Source organism: Aurantimonas sp. E1-2-R+4, assembly GCF_036549515.1.
In the GTDB taxonomy this organism is placed as follows: domain Bacteria; phylum Pseudomonadota; class Alphaproteobacteria; order Rhizobiales; family Rhizobiaceae; genus Aurantimonas; species Aurantimonas coralicida_A.
In genome coordinates this window covers 49,117-67,990 of record NZ_JAZHLK010000004.1, presented here as the reverse complement: position 1 = coordinate 67,990, position 18,874 = coordinate 49,117, and the positions used below count along the sequence as shown (strand labels likewise).

The 18,874-nt window shown below is 63.4% G+C and carries 20 protein-coding genes; 4 read left to right on the top strand and 16 right to left on the bottom strand.

What is annotated here, in order from left to right; translation table 11 throughout:
* Positions 1 to 42: 42 nt before the first annotated feature.
* The 9 genes from VQ045_RS03265 to VQ045_RS03225 all read right to left on the bottom strand — a co-directional run bounded on the left by VQ045_RS03265 (position 43) and on the right by VQ045_RS03225 (position 8,380).
* Positions 43 to 324, bottom strand: a complete 282-nt coding sequence (locus VQ045_RS03265; RefSeq protein WP_331829144.1) for a DUF2160 domain-containing protein — start codon at positions 322 to 324, stop codon at positions 43 to 45.
* Positions 324 to 1,229: a carbohydrate ABC transporter permease gene (locus tag VQ045_RS03260; protein ID WP_327624807.1), complete on the bottom strand. Its 906-nt coding sequence runs from the start codon at positions 1,227 to 1,229 to the stop codon at positions 324 to 326. The genes VQ045_RS03265 and VQ045_RS03260 overlap by 1 nt, the downstream gene beginning before the upstream one ends.
* Complete coding sequence (locus tag VQ045_RS03255; protein WP_327624806.1) at positions 1,226 to 2,113, bottom strand: carbohydrate ABC transporter permease; 888 nt, start codon at positions 2,111 to 2,113, stop codon at positions 1,226 to 1,228. The genes VQ045_RS03260 and VQ045_RS03255 overlap by 4 nt, the downstream gene beginning before the upstream one ends.
* Before the next feature lie 11 nt (positions 2,114 to 2,124).
* The gene (locus VQ045_RS03250) at positions 2,125 to 3,201 is read right to left on the bottom strand and encodes an ABC transporter ATP-binding protein (protein WP_327624805.1); all 1,077 of its coding nucleotides are present in this window, start codon (positions 3,199 to 3,201) and stop codon (positions 2,125 to 2,127) included.
* A 10-nt stretch (positions 3,202 to 3,211) separates the two neighbouring features.
* Entirely contained in the window at positions 3,212 to 4,285 is a 1,074-nt protein-coding gene (locus VQ045_RS03245) for an ABC transporter ATP-binding protein (protein WP_327647310.1), read from the bottom strand.
* Between the two features lie 20 nt (positions 4,286 to 4,305).
* Entirely contained in the window at positions 4,306 to 5,793 is a 1,488-nt protein-coding gene (gene glpD / locus VQ045_RS03240; protein WP_331829143.1) for a glycerol-3-phosphate dehydrogenase, read from the bottom strand.
* Positions 5,794 to 5,899: 106 nt separating this feature from the next.
* Positions 5,900 to 6,691, bottom strand: coding sequence for a DeoR/GlpR family DNA-binding transcription regulator (locus VQ045_RS03235; protein WP_331829142.1), 792 nt, complete (start codon positions 6,689 to 6,691; stop codon positions 5,900 to 5,902).
* Positions 6,692 to 6,888: 197 nt separating this feature from the next.
* Positions 6,889 to 7,347, bottom strand: coding sequence for a hypothetical protein (locus tag VQ045_RS03230; protein ID WP_327624801.1), 459 nt, complete (start codon positions 7,345 to 7,347; stop codon positions 6,889 to 6,891).
* A gap of 175 nt (positions 7,348 to 7,522) precedes the next feature.
* Entirely contained in the window at positions 7,523 to 8,380 is an 858-nt protein-coding gene (locus tag VQ045_RS03225) for a D-amino-acid transaminase (protein ID WP_331829141.1), read from the bottom strand.
* 201 nt (positions 8,381 to 8,581) lie between these two features.
* On the opposite strand from VQ045_RS03225, the gene VQ045_RS03220 reads away from it, so the two are divergent.
* On the top strand, positions 8,582 to 9,349 hold the full coding sequence (locus VQ045_RS03220; protein WP_327624799.1) for an SDR family NAD(P)-dependent oxidoreductase: 768 nt from the start codon (positions 8,582 to 8,584) through the stop codon (positions 9,347 to 9,349).
* A gap of 97 nt (positions 9,350 to 9,446) precedes the next feature.
* On the top strand, positions 9,447 to 10,223 hold the full coding sequence (locus VQ045_RS03215; RefSeq protein ID WP_327624798.1) for an enoyl-CoA hydratase: 777 nt from the start codon (positions 9,447 to 9,449) through the stop codon (positions 10,221 to 10,223).
* Between the two features lie 140 nt (positions 10,224 to 10,363).
* Here the strand turns inward: VQ045_RS03215 and VQ045_RS03210 are convergent, their stop codons facing one another.
* The 7 genes from VQ045_RS03210 to VQ045_RS03180 form a co-directional block, all read right to left on the bottom strand.
* The gene (locus VQ045_RS03210) at positions 10,364 to 11,602 is read right to left on the bottom strand and encodes a branched-chain amino acid ABC transporter substrate-binding protein (protein WP_327624797.1); all 1,239 of its coding nucleotides are present in this window, start codon (positions 11,600 to 11,602) and stop codon (positions 10,364 to 10,366) included.
* A 152-nt stretch (positions 11,603 to 11,754) separates the two neighbouring features.
* Positions 11,755 to 12,105: a DUF6867 family protein gene (locus tag VQ045_RS03205; RefSeq protein WP_327624796.1), complete on the bottom strand. Its 351-nt coding sequence runs from the start codon at positions 12,103 to 12,105 to the stop codon at positions 11,755 to 11,757.
* Positions 12,105 to 12,857, bottom strand: a complete 753-nt coding sequence (locus tag VQ045_RS03200; RefSeq protein WP_327624795.1) for an ABC transporter ATP-binding protein — start codon at positions 12,855 to 12,857, stop codon at positions 12,105 to 12,107. Before VQ045_RS03200 ends, VQ045_RS03205 begins: the two co-directional genes overlap by 1 nt.
* Complete coding sequence (locus VQ045_RS03195) at positions 12,854 to 13,828, bottom strand: ABC transporter ATP-binding protein (protein ID WP_327624794.1); 975 nt, start codon at positions 13,826 to 13,828, stop codon at positions 12,854 to 12,856. The genes VQ045_RS03200 and VQ045_RS03195 overlap by 4 nt, the downstream gene beginning before the upstream one ends.
* A complete protein-coding gene (livM, locus tag VQ045_RS03190; protein WP_327647300.1) occupies positions 13,828 to 15,288 on the bottom strand; it encodes a high-affinity branched-chain amino acid ABC transporter permease LivM in 1,461 nt (486 codons plus the stop codon). The genes VQ045_RS03195 and livM overlap by 1 nt, the downstream gene beginning before the upstream one ends.
* A 4-nt stretch (positions 15,289 to 15,292) precedes the next feature.
* Entirely contained in the window at positions 15,293 to 16,210 is a 918-nt protein-coding gene (locus VQ045_RS03185; RefSeq protein WP_327624791.1) for an ABC transporter permease subunit, read from the bottom strand.
* 208 nt (positions 16,211 to 16,418) lie between these two features.
* A complete protein-coding gene (locus VQ045_RS03180; RefSeq protein WP_331829140.1) occupies positions 16,419 to 17,180 on the bottom strand; it encodes a phosphatase PAP2 family protein in 762 nt (253 codons plus the stop codon).
* Positions 17,181 to 17,401: 221 nt separating this feature from the next.
* On the opposite strand from VQ045_RS03180, the gene folP reads away from it, so the two are divergent.
* Together folP and folK are read left to right on the top strand one after the other, a co-directional pair.
* Positions 17,402 to 18,262: a dihydropteroate synthase gene (gene folP / locus VQ045_RS03175; protein WP_331829139.1), complete on the top strand. Its 861-nt coding sequence runs from the start codon at positions 17,402 to 17,404 to the stop codon at positions 18,260 to 18,262.
* Positions 18,259 to 18,777, top strand: coding sequence for a 2-amino-4-hydroxy-6-hydroxymethyldihydropteridine diphosphokinase (gene folK, locus VQ045_RS03170; protein ID WP_331829138.1), 519 nt, complete (start codon positions 18,259 to 18,261; stop codon positions 18,775 to 18,777). The genes folP and folK overlap by 4 nt, the downstream gene beginning before the upstream one ends.
* Positions 18,778 to 18,874 lie beyond the last annotated feature (97 nt).

Here is an 18,874-nt window from a genome sequence, read left to right as displayed (position 1 = left end):
CGCGACGACCGGTGGGACGCGGAGTGGCCGGAATCCGCCTCGCTAGACGAGGCGAAAGACGAGAATGAAGAAGACCGCGCATACGATCAGCGCGTACCAGAGAGACAGGTCGACGCCCCAGAGCCAGGCAAGGCAGATAAAGGCCGAGCCGAGCAGCGAGACGAACAGGCGGTCGCCGCGGGTCGTCTCGAAGCGCAGGATGCCGACGCGGGGACTGCCGCCGGGGGAGGCGTATTCCCAGATGCCCATGCCGGCGATCATGGCGAAGATCACTAGGAAGAAAATCGCGGTCGGCCAGGTCCAGGCCATCCATGAGAAATCCATCAAACCCTCCCCAGGGCGAAGCCCTTGGCGATGTAGTTACGCACGAACCAGATGACGATCGCGCCGGGAATGATGGTCAGCGCGCCGGCTGCGGCCAGAACGCCCCAATCCATGCCCGACGCCGAGACCGTGCGGGTCATGATTGCCGAGATCGGCTTGGCGTCGGTCACCGTCAGCGTCCGCGCGATCAACAGCTCCACCCATGAGAACATGAAGCAGAAGAAGGCGGCGACGCCGATGCCGCTGGCGATCAGGGGCGTGAAGATCTTGAAGAAGAAGCGCGGGAACGAATAGCCGTCGATATAGGCGGTCTCGTCGATCTCTTTCGGAATTCCCGACATGAAGCCTTCCAGAATCCAGACGGCGAGCGGCACGTTGAAGAGTGTGTGGGCGAGCGCCACCGCGATATGCGTGTCGATCAGTCCGAAGGCCGAATAGAGCTGGAAGAAGGGCAGGGCGAACACCGCCGGCGGCGCCATCCGGTTGGTCAGCAGCCAGAAGAACAGGTGCTTGTCGCCAAGGAAGCGGTAGCGCGAAAAGGCGTAGGCGGCCGGCAAGGCCACCGCCACCGAGATCACCGTGTTCATGGCCACGTAGATGATCGAGTTGATGTAGCCCGAATACCAGGATGGGTCGGTGAAGATCACCGCGTAATTGGCGAGCGTCGGATTGGCCGGGAAGAGCGTGACGCTCGACAGGATTTCCTGGTTGGTCTTGAAGCTCATATTGATGAGCCAGTAGATCGGCAGCATCAAGAACAGGATGTAGACGATCGGGATCAATGCCTTCCAGCGGAAGTGGCGTGTTCGTGCCCGCTCACGCGTCCTGAGCGCGGTTTCCGAATGGCTCGCTGCCGGCAGGCCGCGGTGGGTCTCGTGGCCGGCGGTGGTGGTTTGATCGCTCATTCCGAAACTCCCGTCAGCGGCTTGTCGGCTCCGGCGTTGGTCATCACGGTGTAGAAGACCCAGGAGAGCGCGAGGATGATCAAGAAGTAGACGAGCGACATGGCGGCCGCCTCGCCGAGGTTGAACTGGCCGATCGCGAGCTTGACGAGGTCGATCGACAGGAAGGTGGTCGAGTTGCCCGGACCCCCGCCGGTGACGACGAAGGGCTCGGTGTAAATCATGAAGCTATCCATGAAGCGTAAGAGTACGGCGATCAAAAGCACCCGGCCCATCTTCGGCAGCTGGATGAAGCGGAAGACGGCCCAGCGCGACGCGCCGTCGATCTTGGCGGCTTGATAATAGGCGTCTGGGATCGAGACGAGGCCGGCGTAGCACAACAGCACCACGAGGCTGGTCCAGTGCCAGACATCCATGACGATGACGGTGACCCAGGCGTCGAACGGATCGCGGACGTAATTGTAGTCGATGCCGAGCGCCGCGACCGAATAGCCGAGCAACCCGATGTCGGTGCGGCCGAAGACCTGCCAGATGGTGCCGACGACGTTCCAGGGGATCAGCAGCGGCAGCGCCATCAAGACGAGGCAGACGGAGACCCAAAAGCCTTTCTTCGGCATCGACAGCGCCACCAGAATGCCGAGGGGAATCTCGATCGCCAGGATGATTCCCGAGAACATCAGATTGCGGATCAGCGCGTCGTGGAATCTTGCCGAGGTCAGGATGTCCTGGAACCAGGATGTGCCGGCCCAGAAGAACTGGTTGTTGCCGAAGGTGTCCTGCACCGAATAATTGACCACCGTCATCAGCGGGACCACCGCCGAGAAGGCGACAAGCAGCAGCACCGGCAGGACCATGAACCAGGCTTTGTTGTTCCAGGTCTTTTCCATGATCTGTCTCCCTATGCCCGCTCGACCAGCCAGGAATCGGCGTAAAGGTTGAGCGCGTCCGGCGCGAAGCGGACGGCCGGGTCCGCCGGAATGCTCGCGCCTTCCGGCACGATGGCGCTCAGCCGCGTGCCCGCCAGCGTCGCGCGCACGATGCGCTCCGAGCCGACATCCTCGACCTTCTCGACCGTGACGGGGATGCCGTCGTTTCTGCCGACGATCTCGACGAATTCCGGCCTGATTCCGAGTTCGGTCTTCTGGCCTGAACGGAACCCGATCGGGTTGCCGGGAAGGGCGATGCGTATGTCGGAGATGACGGCCTCGCCGCCCTCCATCCGGCAGGGCAGGACGTTCATGCCGGGCGAGCCGATGAAATAGCCGACGAAGGTGTGTTTCGGCCGCTCGAACAGCTCTTCCGGCGTGCCAATCTGGACGACCTCGCCGTCATACATGACGACGACCTTGTCGGCGAAGGTCAGCGCCTCGGTCTGATCATGGGTGACGTAGACCATGGTCATCTGGAACTCCCGGTGCAGTTGCTTCAGCTCCGAGCGCAACTGCCACTTCATATGCGGATCGATGACGGTCAGCGGCTCGTCGAACAGGATCGCGTTGACGTCGGAGCGCACCAGGCCGCGCCCGAGCGAGATCTTCTGTTTTTCGTCGGCAGTCAGGCCGCGGGCCTTGCGGTCGGCCTTTGCTTCCAGACCGATGCGGCGGATCATGTCCTCTACGCGGGTCTTGATCTCGGCGGCCGGCACCTTTCGGTTCTTCAAGGGGAAGGCGAGGTTCTGGCGCACGGTCATAGTGTCGTAGATGACCGGAAACTGGAACACCTGGGCGATATTGCGCGCCTCGGGCGTCAGTTCGGTGACGTCGCGGTCGTCGAAATAGACGTGCCCCTCGGAGGGCGTCAGCAGTCCGGAAATGATGTTGAGCAGCGTGGTCTTGCCGCAGCCGGACGGACCCAGCAGCGCATAGGCGCCGCCATCCTCGAAGGCGTGGTCGACCTCGCGGAGCGCGTAGATGCCGGCGTCGCCCAGCGCTCGCGAATAGGCGTGGCGGATATGATCGAGACGGATGCGAGCCATGAACGTCTCCTCAAGCCGCTTGTCGCGCGGACGCGGACGTGGCGTTGCCGTGTTCGTCGAAGATCAGGATTTTCGCCGGATCGAAGGACAGGCGAATAGGATCGCCGGGTTCGATGCGGCGGACTCCGTGGACGAGGGCAATGATGCTGTCGTTGCCGACATCGGCGTGGACGAAGGTTTCCGAACCGGTGACCTCGGTCAGGACGACTTGCGCCTCAAAGCCGCCGTCGCCGGTCTCGAACGCCAGATGATGCGGCCGGATGCCGCCGCGATAGGCACCGTCCGGAAGATCGGAAAAAGCGGGTCCGGCATCGAAGACGACGCCGTTCGGCGAGGCGAAGTGTGTTCCGGTCTTGACGAAATCCATGACGTTGAGCGGCGGATCGGAGAAGGTTCGCGCCGTCAGCAGGTCGTGCGGCTGGCGGTAGATCTCGGTGGTCTCGCCGAACTGGGTGACGCGGCCTTTCGCCATCGTCGCGGTGCGCCCGCCCAAGAGCAGCGCCTCATGCGGCTCGGTCGTCGCGTAGACGAAGATCGCGCCCGTTTCGGCGAAAATTCGCGGCAATTCTTCGCGCAATTCCTCGCGCAGCTTGTAGTCGAGATTGGCGAGCGGCTCGTCGAGCAGAACCAATTCGGCGTTCTTGACCAGAGCGCGGGCCAGCGCCGTGCGCTGCTGTTGGCCGCCGGAGAGATTGAGCGGCGTGCGGTCGAGAAACGGCGTCAACTTCATCAATTCGGCGGCCTTGTGCACCGCCGCCTCGATCTCGGCCTTGGAATGACCGGCGATCCGCATCGGCGAAGCGATGTTCTCGTAAACGGTGAAGGAGGGGTAGTTGATGAACTGCTGGTAGACCATGGCGACGTTGCGTTTGCGCACGGGAACGCCGGTCACGTCCTTGCCGTCCATCAGGATGCGGCCAGAGGTGGGGACGTCGAGGCCCGCCATCAGCCGCATGAGGCTGGTCTTGCCGGCGAGCGTCGGACCGAGCAGCACGTTGAGCGAGCCACGCTCGAGGGTCAGCGACACGTCGATAATGTGTTTTTCGCCGCCGACGCTGCGGCTGACGTTCTGCAATTCGAGCAAATTGCCCTCCCAGGCGGCTGCTATTCGGCCGCTTTGCGCCAGTCAGCTTTTCGATTCTTCATGTGTTCGGCAAGCCTTGATTGCTGGTTCCCGTCAAGCCGAAGTCCGAGCTTGGTTCGACGCCAGAGAATGTCCTCCGCCGTCCTCGCCCACTCGTTGCGGACGAGCCAATCGACCTCGGCCTCATAGAGCCCGTGACCGAAATCCTGCCCCAGCGCACCGGGCCGAACGAACTTGCGGATGTCGGTGCCGTAGCCGCGTGCCAGACGCCGAACGGTGCGCGCATCGAATTCCGGAACGGAGCGCTGCAATTCCTCTTCCAACGCGGCCAAGCCATCGACCGGAAAGTCGCCGCCGGGCAGCGGCTTGTCGCCGGTCCAGCGCGATCCCCTGGCGCCGAGGCGGCGTTCGATCTTCTCCAGAACCTCCTCGGAGAGCACCCGATAGGTGGTGATCTTGCCGCCGAAACCGTTGAGAACCGCCGGTTCGTCCTTGTCGCCCTCGACTTTCAGGACGTAGTCGCGCGTGGCCTCCTGCGCCTTGGACGCGCCGTCGTCGAAAAGGGGGCGCACCCCGGAATAGGACCAGACGATGTCGTCGAGGGCCACCGGCCGCTTGAAATATTCGCTGGCCGCTGAGAGGAGATACTGGATCTCCGCCTGGGTGATCGCCGCGTCGGCCGGATCGCCATCGAAATCCTGGTCAGTGGTGCCGACAAGAGTGAAGTCTTCATCATAGGGGATCGTGAAGATGATCCGCCCGTCGGCGTTCTGGAAGATATAGGCGCGATCATGCTCGTAGAGCTTGCGGGTGACGATGTGGGAGCCCTGGACAAGGCGGATGTTGTGGGCCTCGTTCCGGCCCATCGCGGTCTGGATGATCGCGTCGACCCAGGGGCCGCCCACATTGACGAGGAAGCGGGCAGAGACCGTGAAGGTCCGGCCATCGTCCTGGTCGACCAAGGTGACCTGCCACAGCTTGCCCGCGCGCCGGGCCTCGATCACCTTGGTGCGGACCATGATGTCGGCACCGCGCGCCGCGGCGTCGCGGGCGTTCAGGACGACCAGGCGGGCATCGTCCACCCGGGCGTCGGAATATTCAAAACCCTTGTGGAATTCGTCCTTCAGCGATGCGCCCATAGGGCCGTCGAGATCGACCGTCGTCGTCGCCCTCAGCTTCTTGCGGCCGCCGAGATGGTCGTAGAGGAACAGTCCGAGCCTCAGCAGCCATGCCGGCCGAAGTCCGGAATGGTGCGGCAGGATGAAACGCAGCGGCCGGATGATGTGCGGTGCGATGCCCCACAGCACTTCGCGCTCCATCAGCGCATGGCGCACAAGGCTGAATTCGTAGTGTTCGAGATAACGCAAACCGCCATGGACCAACTTGGTCGACCAGGAGGAGGTGCCGGAGGCGAGGTCGTTCATCTCGGCCAAGCCGACCCGATAGCCGCGCCCCGCGGCGTCGCGGGCGATGCCGCAGCCGTTGATGCCACCACCGATGATGAACACGTCGTAGTCCAGAAGAGCCTCCCCAGGCTTCGCGTTGCAACATTCAAGTTGCGATTGCGAACAGTGAGAAGGTTATTACGAAACCAAATCGAAGGTCAAACGAAAATTAACTAAGGGAAGGCCTGTTTCGGTCGCCGACGTGCGGGGCGGTTTCGATCAAGCGCACATCGTTGTCGCGGCAGATACGGTGGATGGAGGTGGGGGCGATGTCGGTGACGAAGGTGTTCATCTGGTCGAGGTGGCCGATGCGCACCGGCGCGCTGCGCTCGAACTTCGACGAATCCGACGCCAGAATCACATGACGGGCGTTGGAGATGATCGCTTGGGCGACGCGTACTTCGCGATAGTCGAAGTCGAGAAGCGACCCGTCGGCATCGATCGCCGAAACGCCGATCACGGCGAAGTCGACCCGGAACTGGCGGATGAAATCGACCGCTGCCTCGCCGACGATACCGCCGTCGGAGCGGCGCACGACGCCGCCGGCGATCACGACCTCCATCTCCGGATAGGGCCGCATGGCCGTGGCAACGTTGATGTTGTTGGTGATCACCATCAGTCCGGCGTGGCGAAGGAGGGCGTGCGCGACCGCTTCGGTGGTGGTGCCGATATTGATGAACAGCGAGGCCCGGTCGGGAATGAGATCGGCGACGGCCTTGCCGATCGCCGCCTTTTCCTCGGCCGCGATCGTCCGCCGAGCGTCATAGCCGACATTCTCCACGCCGGAGGAGAGAACGGCGCCGCCATGCACGCGGGACAATAGCCGCTGCTCGCAAAGCTCGTTCAGATCCTTGCGGATGGTCTGCACGGAAACGTCGTAGTGCCCCGCCAGTTCGTCGACGGTGACCCTGCCCGAGCGCTTGGCGCCCTCGAGAATCTGCATTTGGCGATCGGACAACATGGTGGATCCCTCCCAAGACGGAAGGGATCATGGGAAAAACGAAACTAAAACGCAAGAAACGAAAGTGGAGCACCCGCGCTGACCATCGGATGGATTCGACTCGCTGTGCCGCAAGGCCGCTTGCACCAGACAGGATCAAGCCTTGCCGGCCAGAACGCGCCGGGGATGACGAGAAGCGCCTTAGCGAATGATCCAAGTCAAGGCCAGAGTTGGTCCAGAGGCTCGTTGATATTGATGTTCCCTGAGCCACTCGAGCCCTCTGTCAGGCAATAGCAGTTCATGTTCTCAAGAACGAGGCAGCCGTCAGCACCCATAGCCATGCAGATCGCGCAGCATTCCTCCGCTGGACTGGGAGGCAGCTTCGGCCGACCTCCGCCTCCGCCCTTCTTCTTGGCTTCCGCCACATATTCCTGGTTCTGCGACAGTGCGAAGCCGACCTTTCCACTCTCGGGGTCGACCACAAAAACGGTCTTGAAGGGCGATTTTTCCACGGCGCGCATCGCCTGCGCGACCGTCCGTCGCGAACTCATGGCTATGACCGCTAGATCCGTCTCAAATTCCTTTGCGTTGGCTGACATCTTAAATTGAAAGGCCTGAAATGCAGCGCACGTCAGATAATGAAAGGTTCTCTCGGTTTCCTTTTTATGATCGGCCATAATATTCTCCTGTACTTGAAAATCCAGGGAATTTCGATATAATTTAGCATTATTCGCAAAAAGACCGGAATGACAACCCTAAATAAGCGAAAAATTCCGCAAGGGCATAAAATTGAAAAGCTTGGCCGAGGCTATTAAGCTTGGATGCCCTCGATCGCCTGTCCTCGGACTATCCTCAGATCGCCGTGCGGTCCGCCTCGGCCAGGTAGATTTCGCGTAGCCGCCGCGCCACCGGCCCCGGCGCGCCGTCGCCGAGCGTCACGCCATCGATCTCCACCACCGGCAGCACGAAGGCGGAGGCGGAGGTGATAAAGGCTTCCTTGGCCCGCTTGGCCTCTTCCAGCGTGAAGCTGCGCTCCTCGATCCGCAGGCCGTCCTCCTCCGCCATTCGCAACACGGCGGCGCGGGTAATGCCGTGCAGAATCGCATGTGACAGCGCGCGCGTGACCAGGGCGCCGTCTTCCGTGAGGATGTAGGCATTGTTGGAGGTGCCTTCAGTGACCATACCGTCCTCGACCAACCAGGCGTCGTCAGCGCCTTTCGCTTTGGCTTCCGTCTTGGCGATCGAGGGATAGAGCAGCTGCACGGTCTTGATGTCGCGGCGAGCCCAGCGCAGATCCGGCACCGACGCGATCTTGATGCCGGTGCGCGCGGCGGGCTTGTCGCGCAGCCCCATCGCCTGGGTGAACAGGACCAGCGACGGCTTGGTCTCTTCCGGCGGAAACAGGAAGTCGCGGTCGGCGGCGCCGCGCGTCACCTGCATATAGACCATGCCTTCGTCGATGCCATTGCGCTTCACCAGCTCCCGGTGGATCGCCAGGAGTTCCGCGTCGCTGGCCGGGGTCGTCATCTTGAGCTCCGACAGCGAACGCTCGAGGCGCTTCATGTGGGCGGCGAAGTCGACGAGCTTGCCCGACAGGACGCTGGTCACCTCATAGACCGCGTCGGCGAACAGGAAGCCACGGTCGAAAACCGAAATCTTTGCCTCTTGTTCCGGGAGGTAGTCGCCATTGACGTAGACGGTGCGGCTCATGCCAAACTCCGGGCCGGATGTTGCGTTGCCCGCTCCATACGACAGGGCGGCGGGGCAGGGAAGGTCGTCGCACGATATCGCCGTTAGGCGGAGTCCTCTCACTGGGGCTTTCGCAGGTCCAGCGACGTGCTAATTCATCGGGAACAGGGACCGACCGCGAGAGACAATCGAGTCGGGCCAGCGAAACCGGAGGAGAGATTCTTGGACATTGGACAGACGACGCCGGCGATCGTGTCGGGTGCGGGATCGGGGCTTGGCCGTGGCACGGCGCGGGCGCTCGCGGCGATGGGCGCGAAGGTCGCCGTGCTCGACGTGAACGAGGAGGGCGGTCGCGCGGTCTCCGAGGAGATTGGCGGCCTGTTCATCAAGTGCGACGTGTCCGATCCGGGCGCAGTGGCCGACGCCGTGGCCAAGGCCGTCGAGGCGCACGGAACGCCGCGCATCCTGGTCAATTGCGCCGGCATCGCAGTCGGCCGCAAGACGGTGTCGCGCGGCGAGGCGCACGATCCGGCGCTGTTCCAGAAAGTGATCGCCGTCAATCTCATCGGTACGTTCAACCTCTCGTCCCAGGTGGCGCTGAGGATGTCGGAGGCCGAACCGCTGAACGCGGACGGCGAGCGCGGCGTCATCGTCAGCACGGCCTCGGTCGCCGCCTTCGACGGGCAGATGGGGCAGATCGCCTATGCCGCCTCCAAGGCCGGTATCGCGGGGATGACGCTGCCGATGGCGCGCGACCTAGCCAAGTCCGGCATTCGGGTGATGACCATCGCCCCCGGTATCTTCGAGACGCCGATGCTCGCCGGTATGCCGGAGGATGTGCAGGCCTCGCTCGCCGCCTCGATCCCGTTCCCCTCGCGGCTCGGCACGGCGGAGGAATACGCCAAGCTCGCTATCCACGTCGTTGAGAACCCGATGCTGAACGGCGAGACGATCCGCCTCGACGGCGCGATCAGGATGCAGCCCAAATAATCGACTATCGGCCGGACGCGATCGCGAGGCCGGCCCATAGACCTGTCACGCGGGCGAGCGGTGCTCGTCCTGGCTCGATCCAGCGGGAGATAACCCAATGAGCGAAACCGACATCGTCCTTCAACGCCGCGAGGGCCGCGTCGCGATCCTCACCCTCAACCGTCCCAAGGCACTGAACGCGCTGAACAGCGCGGTCATGCGCCAACTGGTCGAGCTAACCGGCTCGCTCGACCGCGATCCCGAGGTTGGCGCGATCCTGATCACCGGCTCGGAGAAGGCCTTCGCGGCCGGGGCCGACATCAAGGAAATGGAAGACCGCTCGGCAATGGAGATGATGCTCGCCGACTGGTTTTCCGAATGGGAGGCGCTGGAGCGGGTGCGCACGCCGATGATCGCGGCCGTCGCCGGCTTCGCTCTCGGTGGCGGTTGCGAGCTGGCGATGATGTGCGATCTCATCGTCGCGGCCGACAGCGCCAAGTTCGGTCAGCCGGAGATCAAGCTCGGCATCATTCCCGGCATGGGCGGCTCCCAGCGCCTGACCCGCGCGGTCGGCAAGTACAAGGCGATGGACATGATCCTCACCGGCCGGATGATCGGCGCCGAGGAGGCCGAGCGCATCGGTCTCGTTTCGCGGTTGGTGCCGGCGGATAAGCTGATGGAGGAGGCGCTCGGCGCGGCAACGACGATCGCGGACTTCTCCAAGCCGGCGACGATGACCGCCAAGGAAGCGACCAACCGTTCCTTCGAGGTCGGTCTGCGCGAGGGACTTCTGCACGAACGCCGGATCTTTCACGCGCTGTTTGCCGGCGGCGACCAGAAGGAGGGGATGTCGGCTTTCCGCGAGAAGCGGCCGGCGACCTTCCGACACGGCTGACAGTGAGCCTGCGGCACCGGTTTGCGAGGGAACGGGTGTCGCGGTCGTAACCCGGCACAGGCCAGATGAAAAAGAACCCCGGCGCCGAGCGCCGGGGTTCTGTCACTGTCGGATGGCGCGGGCAGAGCCCGCCGACCGTCTTACTTGGTCGTGGTTTCGCCTGCCGGGTCGGCCGGCTTCTCGGCATCTGCGCCGTCCGCAGGCTTCTCGCCTTCCTTGGACATGCTTTCCATGCCCTCTTTCATCTTGTCGTCTTTCATCATCGCGCCGCCGGCATCGGCGGTCTCGACGTAGTCGTACTTGCCGTCCTTCCACTCATAGAGGACGTAGCCCGGCAGGGTCACGTCACCCTTGTCGTCGAACTTCAGATCGCCAATCACAGTGGTGAAATCGTTGGCATTGAGCGCCTCGACGACGGGGTCGTAGTCGGTGGAGCCGGCTTTGGTCACCGCGTCCGCCCAAGCCTGGATCGCCGCGTAGGTGTAGAGCACGTAGCCCTCGGCGGTCTTGCCCTGCTTCTCGAGCTCGGCGACGACCGGAGCGGCCGCCTCGTTCTTGCGCGGGTCCGGGGAGAAGGTCATCAGCGTGCCCTGGCCGGCATCGCCGGTGATCGCCCAGTACTCGTCGCTGACCAGTGCATCGCCGGACATCAAGATGGTGTCCATACCCTGCTCGCGCATCTGACGCGCCATCAGGCCGGCTTCGGTATGATAGCCGCCGACATAGACGAGGCCGACGCCGGCTTCCTTCATCTTGGTGACAAGAGCGGTGTAGTCCTTTTCGCCGGCGGTGTAGGACTCCACGAGAACCGGGGTCTTGCCGGCCGCCTCGTAAGTCTTCTGCGTCTCGTCGGCCAGGCCCTTACCATAGGCGGTCTTGTCGTTGATGATCGCGACCTTGAGATCTGGGAAGGTCTCGGCGATGTAATTGCCGGCAACCTCACCTTGCTGGTCGTCACGGCCGCAGACGCGGAAGATGCCGCCACCGGGACGCTTGTCGGTGAAATCGGGATTGGTCGAGGCCGGCGAGATCTGCACGATCTGCTCGTCGTTATAGACCTGGCTGGCCGGGATCGAGGAACCCGAGCAGAAGTGACCGGCGACGAAGGGCACGCCCTGCGAGGCGAACTGGTTGGCGACCGCGACGGCCTGCTTCGGGTCGCAGGCGTCGTCGCCGACGGACAGTTTCAGCATTTCGCCGTTGACGCCGCCCTTGGCGTTGATGTCGGCGACGGCTTGCTCGGCGCCGGTGCGCAACTGCTCGCCGAAGCTGGCATACTGGCCGGTCATGGGGCCGGCGACGCCGATAGTGATCTCGGCGTAGGCCGCGCCCGCGAAGACGAGGTTGAGCGCTGCGCCCGCTAGAAGTATTTTCTTCATGAGAATCTTCCCTGTTTATTCTTTGAGGCGGCCAGAAGGCCACGGAGATGCAATGTGCATCCCCTCCTGGCGGGGATTAAAGACCGGATCGGCCGGCGTTGGAATAGCGCCGGCCTAAAAATTCAAAGATGCTGAATCGCGGAGCAGACCGATCAGTTTTCGTGGCGCAAAACGCCGTATTGCCGGCTCATTTGCCGAGTGCGCACGAAACTGCGCCCGGCGGCCGCGAAAGCGAACAGCACGATGTAATCGATAAGCGCATAGTAGAACGCGACGCCGAAGGTCGCGGGCGGCAGAAAGAAGGTCCCGCCAAACAGGCTGAAATGAATAAAGCGGACCGCGATGGTCAGAAGCAGGACATAGAACGCCATCAGACCCCAGCCGCTCCAGGTCAGAGCTGTCGACCGCCCGATCATCCAGGCGCCGCCGCCGCCCAGAATTACCGTGACGAACAGGAATTCACCGATCGCGACTTCCCAGAGCAAGGACATTTCGGGCGCCATCAGTGTGCTCCTCCCTCGAGATAGGCGCTGCGAACCTCCTCGCGGGCGAGTAGCTCCTTCCCGGTGCCGGTCATGGTGATTGTGCCGTTGACCATCACGTAGCCGCGATGGGCGAGGCGCAGGGCATGGAAGGCGTTCTGCTCGACGAGAAAGACCGTCAGGCCCTCGTTGCGGTTGAGTTCGCGAATGACCTCGAAGATCTGCTTGACGATCAAAGGGGCGAGGCCGAGCGAGGGCTCGTCCAGCAACAGCAGCTTCGGCCGGCTCATCAGCGCCCGTCCGATCGCCAGCATCTGCTGCTCGCCGCCGGACAGGGTGCCGCCACGCTGGCCGCGGCGCTCTTTGAGGCGCGGAAACAGCTCGAAGACCTTGCGCAAATCGTCGTCGAAAAAGGAGTCGTCCTCCAGGATCGCGCCCATCTGGAGATTCTCCATCACCGTCATGCGCCCGAACACCCGGCGCCCCTCGGGCGACTGGGCGATCGACTTGGACATGATGGTATGGGTCGGCAGATGGGTGATGTCCTCGCCGCGGTAGACGATCTGGCCCTCGCGGGCGCGCGGATTGCCGCAGATCGTCATCATCAGCGTCGATTTTCCGGCGCCATTGGCACCGATCATCGTAACGATCTCGCCTTCGTAAACGTCGACATCGACCCCCTTGAGCGCCTGGATCTTGCCGTAGAAGGTCTGAAGGCCACGGATCGTCAGCAACGGTTCGGCCGTCGGCTGCGTTTCGACAACGGCGCTCATGTGGCGCCTCCCTGAGGGCTTGCGGGCGCGGCGTTGGCGGGCCCTTTCTTGATGTGAAGGTCTTCCTCTATCGCGTCGACCTCTTCATCGTCGACGCCGAGATAGGCCGCGATGACCTTCGGATCGTTGCGGACCTTGTCGGCCGAACCGTCCGAAATCTTCTTGCCGTAGTCGAGGACGATGATGTGATCGGAAATTTCCATGACCACGCCCATGTCGTGCTCGATCAGCAGAACCGACACGTCGTGCTCGTCACGAATATATTTCAACAACGTGTTGAGCTCGGCGGATTCGCGCGGATTAAGGCCGGCGGCCGGCTCATCGAGGCACAGAAGCGACGGATCAGTGCACATCGCGCGGGCGATTTCCAGCCGACGCTGGGCACCGTAAGGAAGATCCGACGCCGGATCGTCCGCCCGATCGAGCAGGTTGGTATGACGCAGCCAATCGACGGCCTTGTCCTTGGCGGCGGCCGCGGCGCGGCGGTAGCCGGGCAGGCCGATCAATCCGCCGATGGTGAAGTTGGAGGCATCCATCAGCTTGTTATGCTGGGCAACGAGCAGGTTTTCCAGCACCGTCATGCCGCCAAACAGGCGGATGTTCTGGAACGTCCGCGCGACCCCGGCGACCTCGGTGATCTTGAAGTCCGCCATGCGCTCGAGGAGAAAGATTGAGCCGGATTCGGCGTCGATATACTGCCGGCCGCTATCAGTGAGTTCGCGGACCTTCGCCTCCGGGATGCCGCGGCCGCGGCGCAGCGCGATGCGCCCTTCGGTCGGCTTGTAGAAGCCGGTGACGCAGTTGAACACCGTGGTCTTGCCGGCGCCGTTCGGACCGATCAGCGCGGTGATGTCGCCGCGGCCGACGTTAAAGGACAGATCATCGACGGCGGTGAGGCCGCCGAAGCGCATCGTCAGATGCTCGACCGTGAGGACCGGGTCGACCGACCAGCGTTCGCTTTCCTTCAACATCAGTGACCCTCGCCCTGGGCGACAAGATCGGCGCCGATCTTCTTCTTTTGTTTGTAGAATACGGAAGGCGAGCGAGACGAAATCAGGCCGCGCGGCTTCCACACCATGATCCCCACCATGGCCAAGCCGAAGATCAGCATCCGGTACTGGGTGGGATCGAAATCGCTGCCGAATACGGCCTGCAGGGCCGTCAGGTTTCGCAGGAGCTCGATGCCGCCGATCATCACCACCGAGGCGATGACCACGCCGAGCTGCGAGCCGAGACCGCCCAGCACGACGATGGCCAGCACGATTGCCGATTCGATGAAGGTGAAACTCTCGGGGGAAATGAAGCCCTGGCGCGCGGCGAAGAACGAGCCGGCGAAGCCGCCGAACATCGCGCCGGTGGCAAAAGCCGTCAGCTTGACGTTGACAGTATTGATGCCGAGCGAGCGACAGGCGATCTCGTCCTCGCGCAACGCTTCCCAGGCGCGGCCGACGGGCAGCTTGCGTAGCCTGAGGGTCACCAAATTGGTGATCAGAGCCAGTGCGAGAATGATATAATACAGGAACACGAAGCGCTGCACCGAGCTGTATTCGAGGCCGAAGAAGTCCGAGAAGGAGCCCTCACCGCGCGAAAATTCGAGACCGAAAAGGGTCGGTTTCGGGATGCCTAGCAGGCCGTTCGGTCCGCCGGTGAACTCGTACCAATTGAGCAGCACGATACGGATGATCTCGCCGAAGGCGAGCGTCACGATCGCCAGATAGTCACCGCGCAGGCGTAGCACCGGGAAGCCGAGCATGACGCCCCACATCGCCGCGAACAGCCCGGCCATCGGCAGGCAAACCCAAAAGCCGAGGCCGAAATTCGTCGACAGCAGCGCGAAGGAATAAGCGCCCACCGCATAGAAGGCGACGTAGCCGAGATCGAGCAGGCCAGCGAGACCGACCACGATGTTCAGGCCCCAGCCCAGCATCACATAAGTGAGGATGAGGATGGCCAGGTCGAGGAGATAGCGGTTCTGGCTCGGAAGAAACGTGTCGAGCAGGAAGGGCAGCGTGAAGGCGACAAACAGCAGGAGGATACCGAAGACCTTGCCGAGCGGAAGGCCGCCGGTGGCCGCCCGGCTCTTCGTCCGTTTGAAATAGCCGCTGATCGGCCGCTCGGCCTTGAACAGGAAGTAGGACAGCACGAACCGCCCGACGAAGGCGATGGCGATCCAGCTGAGCCACAGCATCGGCCGGGCTAAGAGGTCGAGGCCGCCGGTCGCGATGTCGCTGCGAAAGGCGAGAAAGACCAGCGTCAGCCCGGCGACGATCGCCGCTGTGATGCCCGCCTCCTTCAGCGAGGCGACGAGGCGGCTGTCGCTTTGCGGTGCCTCTACGAAGGGGGGCTCGCCGCGTGCTGCCTCGCGGCGCTCTTCCTGCTTGAGTTCGGCGCCTTCCGGAGTGATCGTGGCGGCTGTCGGATCGTCGGCCATCGTCTCAGACCTTCTCGACTTCCGGCCGGCCAAGCAGGCCGGACGGCATGAAGATCAGGACGATCGCGAGAATGGAAAAGGCCGCGACGTCCTTGTACTCGACCGAGAAATAGCCCGACCAGAATGTCTCGATCAGGCCGATGGCCAAACCGCCGAGCATGGCGCCCGGCATCGAGCCGATGCCGCCGAGAACGGCCGCGGTGAAGGCTTTCACGCCGGCGACGAAGCCGATGTAGAAGTCGATGACGCCGTAATAGAGCAGGTACATCATGCCGGCGACGGCGGCGAGGGTGGCGCCCATCACGAAGGTCAGCGAGATCGTCCGGTCGACATTGACGCCGAGCAGCGAAGCCATCTTCTGATCCTGCTCACAAGCCCGCTGCTGCCGTCCGAGCGATGTGCGCGAAATGATCAGCGAGAAGACCGCCATCAGGACGATGGTCGTCGCGATGATGATGATCTGCATGTAGGAAATCTGCACCGCGATGGCGCCGGGACCGTCGATGAGCGTGATTCCGCCCTGGATCTGCGGCGGCAGCGGCTTGACGCGCGCGCCCTGCGTGATCTGGACGAAGTTCTGCAGGAAGATCGACATGCCGATGGCGGTGATCAGCGGCGCCAGCCGGAACGAGCCGCGCAACGGCCGATAGGCGACCCGTTCGATGGTCCAACCCCAGAGCGCTGTGAGAAGCATGGCGACGGCCAGCATGATCACCAGCACCAGCGGCAGGAAGGTGATGCCGATCGCGGCGAGCAGGAGGAACGTGGTGAGCGCGATGAAGGAGCCAAGCATGAAGATTTCGCCGTGGGCGAAATTGATCATGCCGATGATGCCGTAGACCATCGTATAGCCGATGGCGATCAGGCCGTAGATCGACCCGAGAGTGATCCCGTTGATCAACTGCTGCAGAAAATATTCCATTGTCCGCCCGTGTTCCGGTGCTGGGTTCGCCGTTTCCGGCCGACGCATCGAGCTGTCAGGAACGCCGCGTCGCAAGCCATGATCAATTCCATAGCAACGCTACGTCCGCAAGCCTCGGCGGCTCGTGGCGGCAAAGTTGTCCACCTCATGCACAGTCATGATGTCGCGGTTTGATCAGAACGCAGCAGCGGCACGTCCGCCGCGATGTTCAGATGGTCGGCGAGCGGGGTGCGGGCCGGTTTCCATCGAAATCGTCGGCTGCGGTCGCTTCAGGCTCGACCGCGCCGCGCGATTCCAGCCATCTGGCGATCATCCACCAGCCGACCGCCCAGGCCGCGCCCGCTGTCCATCCGGCCAGCACGTCGGACGGCCAGTGCACGCCTAGATAGACTCGGCTGACGCCGACAAGAACCGTCAGGAACACCGCCACGCCGATGAGAAACGCGCGCACCCGTCGCTGCGTTTGAACACGGGCGACAAGGATCGCCAGCGTCAGATAGGTGACCGCCGACATCATCGCGTGACCGCTCGGAAAACTCGCCGTGTAGACGAACGACCCGTGCGGAACGAGCGAGGGACGGGGTCGGTCGAAGCCGTATTTGAGAAGCTGGCTCATCAGGAAGCCGCTGCCGATCGCGGCGAGGACCAGCAGCATCGAGCGGCGCTTGCCCTGCATCCAGAGGAAGCCGGCGGCGAAGAGGGTAATGAGGACCAACGCCCCCGTGCCCCCGAAGGCGGTCATGTCACGGCCGAACTCCTCCGCCCAGCGCGGGCCAAGCGGGTCGGAGGCATCGGCCGGATTGCGCAGCGACAGCAAGATCTCGGCGTCGAAGCCCTTGGTGTCACCCTCCACCACCTCGCCGGCGACCGAGACGAAACCCCAGATCGATGCGGCGACGAGGAGCGCTGCGATCAGGGTGGTCAATTCGACCCGGTCACTGATCCATTGCTTGACGGCGTAAAGTCTCATGAAGGCTGCTTTCGTCATGGCATGGTTGGTATGGCGGGAGTCGCACGCAGACCGGCGCTCAGCGTGGTCGTCCCCGACACCGGATCACCCGTTCATCATTCGGCCGGTCCGGTCAATCTCCTGGACCCGACTCGACCACCCTTGGGAGGCGCGCACATAATTGCGCGAAAGATTGTCAGGCGCTACCGACAGAGCCAAGGGATTCACGGACCGGAGCTGAAATGGACCTGATCGAACCGCGCGGCGGAATCTGGCATGTGGCCCATGGCCGCAGCCTTGATCTGTCCGGTGCCGCGCACATCATGGGCGTGCTCAACGCCACGCCCGACAGCTTCTCCGACGGGGGGCGCTACGCCAGCGTCGAGGCGGCGGTGGCGGAGTCGCTGAAGATGGTCGACCAAGGCGCGGCGATCGTCGATATCGGCGGCGAATCGACCCGGCCCGGCGCGACGCCCATCGACGCCGCCGAGGAGCAGCGCCGGATCATGCCGGTGATCGAGGAACTGGCCCGCCGGTCCGACTGTCTGATCTCGGTCGACACCTATCGCTCGGAAACCGCGCGGATGGCCGTGGCGGCCGGCGCGCACATCGTCAACGACGTGTGGGGCGCCCAGAGGGACGAGGCCATCGCACGGGTTGCGGCGGACACCGGCGCCGGCCTGTGCCTGATGCATACGGGGCGTGAGCGCGAGAAATTGCTCGACGTCATCGCCGATCAGTTCCTTTTTCTGGAAAAGTCGCTGGAGATTGCCCGCAAGGCGGGGGTGGCGGACGCAGCCATCGTTCTCGATCCCGGCTTCGGCTTCGCCAAGGACGGGCCGGAGAATTTGATGCTGCTGGCCCAACTGGAGGAGATGAAGGCGCTCGGCTTTCCGTTGCTCGTCGGGACCTCGCGCAAGCGCTTCGTGCGCGGCGCGGTGGGAAGCGAGGACCCGGAGCCGGACATTGCGACGGCGGCGACCAGCGCGCTTTTGCGCGAGCGCGGCGCCGACATCTTTCGCGTCCACAACGTACCGGCCAACCGCGACGCACTGCGGATCACCGACGCCATGCGCCGCGCCATGAAGGGCGAACGCTGGTGACGGCCACGGCGACTCTCGGTCTCGGCGGCAATATCGGCGATCCGGCAAGGACGATGGCCGCGGCGCTGCGCCTGATCGACGCGCGCGAGGATACGCGGATCGTCGCCGTTTCGCGGCTTTATCGCACGCCGCCCTGGGGCAAAACCGACCAGCCATTCTTTGTCAACGCCTGCGCCGTGATCGAGACGACGCTGGGGCCTCACGAGGTCCTCGATCTGTGTCTTGAAACCGAGCGGGCGTTCAAGCGCGAGCGGCACGAGCGCTGGGGGCCGCGCACGCTCGATCTCGACGTGCTCGATTATGACGGGATGCCTTACGAGGACGCGGCGCTGACCTTGCCGCACCCGCGCGTGAGCGAGCGGGCCTTCGTCATCGTGCCGCTCGCCGACATCGCGCCGGATCTGCGCTTTGGGGAGCGGACGGTGGCGGAATGGGCCGCGCGCGTCGACCGGGAGGGGATCGAACCCGCAAGCGAGAACGGCGAGTGGTGGCGGGGGACGGGCGAGGTTCGTTGAGGATGAGGCTTGGGGGCGATATCTAGGGTAAAAGCGGCACCGCATACCTGTTGTCTGACGTAGTGATGATGCACAGGGGGCCGTTCGGAAGAGAATA

What these genes read in the sequence shown, in the direction of transcription:
- VQ045_RS03265 (WP_331829144.1), bottom strand. Translation starts at nt 324, where the DNA reads ATGGATTTCTCATGGATGGCCTGGACCTGGCCGACCGCGATTTTCTTC.
- VQ045_RS03260 (WP_327624807.1), bottom strand. Translation starts at nt 1,229, where the DNA reads ATGAGCGATCAAACCACCACCGCCGGCCACGAGACCCACCGCGGCCTG.
- VQ045_RS03255 (WP_327624806.1), bottom strand. Translation starts at nt 2,113, where the DNA reads ATGGAAAAGACCTGGAACAACAAAGCCTGGTTCATGGTCCTGCCGGTG.
- VQ045_RS03250 (WP_327624805.1), bottom strand. Translation starts at nt 3,201, where the DNA reads ATGGCTCGCATCCGTCTCGATCATATCCGCCACGCCTATTCGCGAGCG.
- VQ045_RS03235 (WP_331829142.1), bottom strand. Translation starts at nt 6,691, where the DNA reads ATGTTGTCCGATCGCCAAATGCAGATTCTCGAGGGCGCCAAGCGCTCG.
- VQ045_RS03230 (WP_327624801.1), bottom strand. Translation starts at nt 7,347, where the DNA reads ATGGCCGATCATAAAAAGGAAACCGAGAGAACCTTTCATTATCTGACG.
- VQ045_RS03225 (WP_331829141.1), bottom strand. Translation starts at nt 8,380, where the DNA reads ATGAGCCGCACCGTCTACGTCAATGGCGACTACCTCCCGGAACAAGAG.
- VQ045_RS03215 (WP_327624798.1), top strand. Translation starts at nt 9,447, where the DNA reads ATGAGCGAAACCGACATCGTCCTTCAACGCCGCGAGGGCCGCGTCGCG.
- VQ045_RS03210 (WP_327624797.1), bottom strand. Translation starts at nt 11,602, where the DNA reads ATGAAGAAAATACTTCTAGCGGGCGCAGCGCTCAACCTCGTCTTCGCG.
- VQ045_RS03205 (WP_327624796.1), bottom strand. Translation starts at nt 12,105, where the DNA reads ATGGCGCCCGAAATGTCCTTGCTCTGGGAAGTCGCGATCGGTGAATTC.
- VQ045_RS03200 (WP_327624795.1), bottom strand. Translation starts at nt 12,857, where the DNA reads ATGAGCGCCGTTGTCGAAACGCAGCCGACGGCCGAACCGTTGCTGACG.
- VQ045_RS03195 (WP_327624794.1), bottom strand. Translation starts at nt 13,828, where the DNA reads ATGTTGAAGGAAAGCGAACGCTGGTCGGTCGACCCGGTCCTCACGGTC.
- livM (WP_327647300.1), bottom strand. Translation starts at nt 15,288, where the DNA reads ATGGCCGACGATCCGACAGCCGCCACGATCACTCCGGAAGGCGCCGAA.
- VQ045_RS03185 (WP_327624791.1), bottom strand. Translation starts at nt 16,210, where the DNA reads ATGGAATATTTTCTGCAGCAGTTGATCAACGGGATCACTCTCGGGTCG.
- VQ045_RS03180 (WP_331829140.1), bottom strand. Translation starts at nt 17,180, where the DNA reads ATGAGACTTTACGCCGTCAAGCAATGGATCAGTGACCGGGTCGAATTG.
- folP (WP_331829139.1), top strand. Translation starts at nt 17,402, where the DNA reads ATGGACCTGATCGAACCGCGCGGCGGAATCTGGCATGTGGCCCATGGC.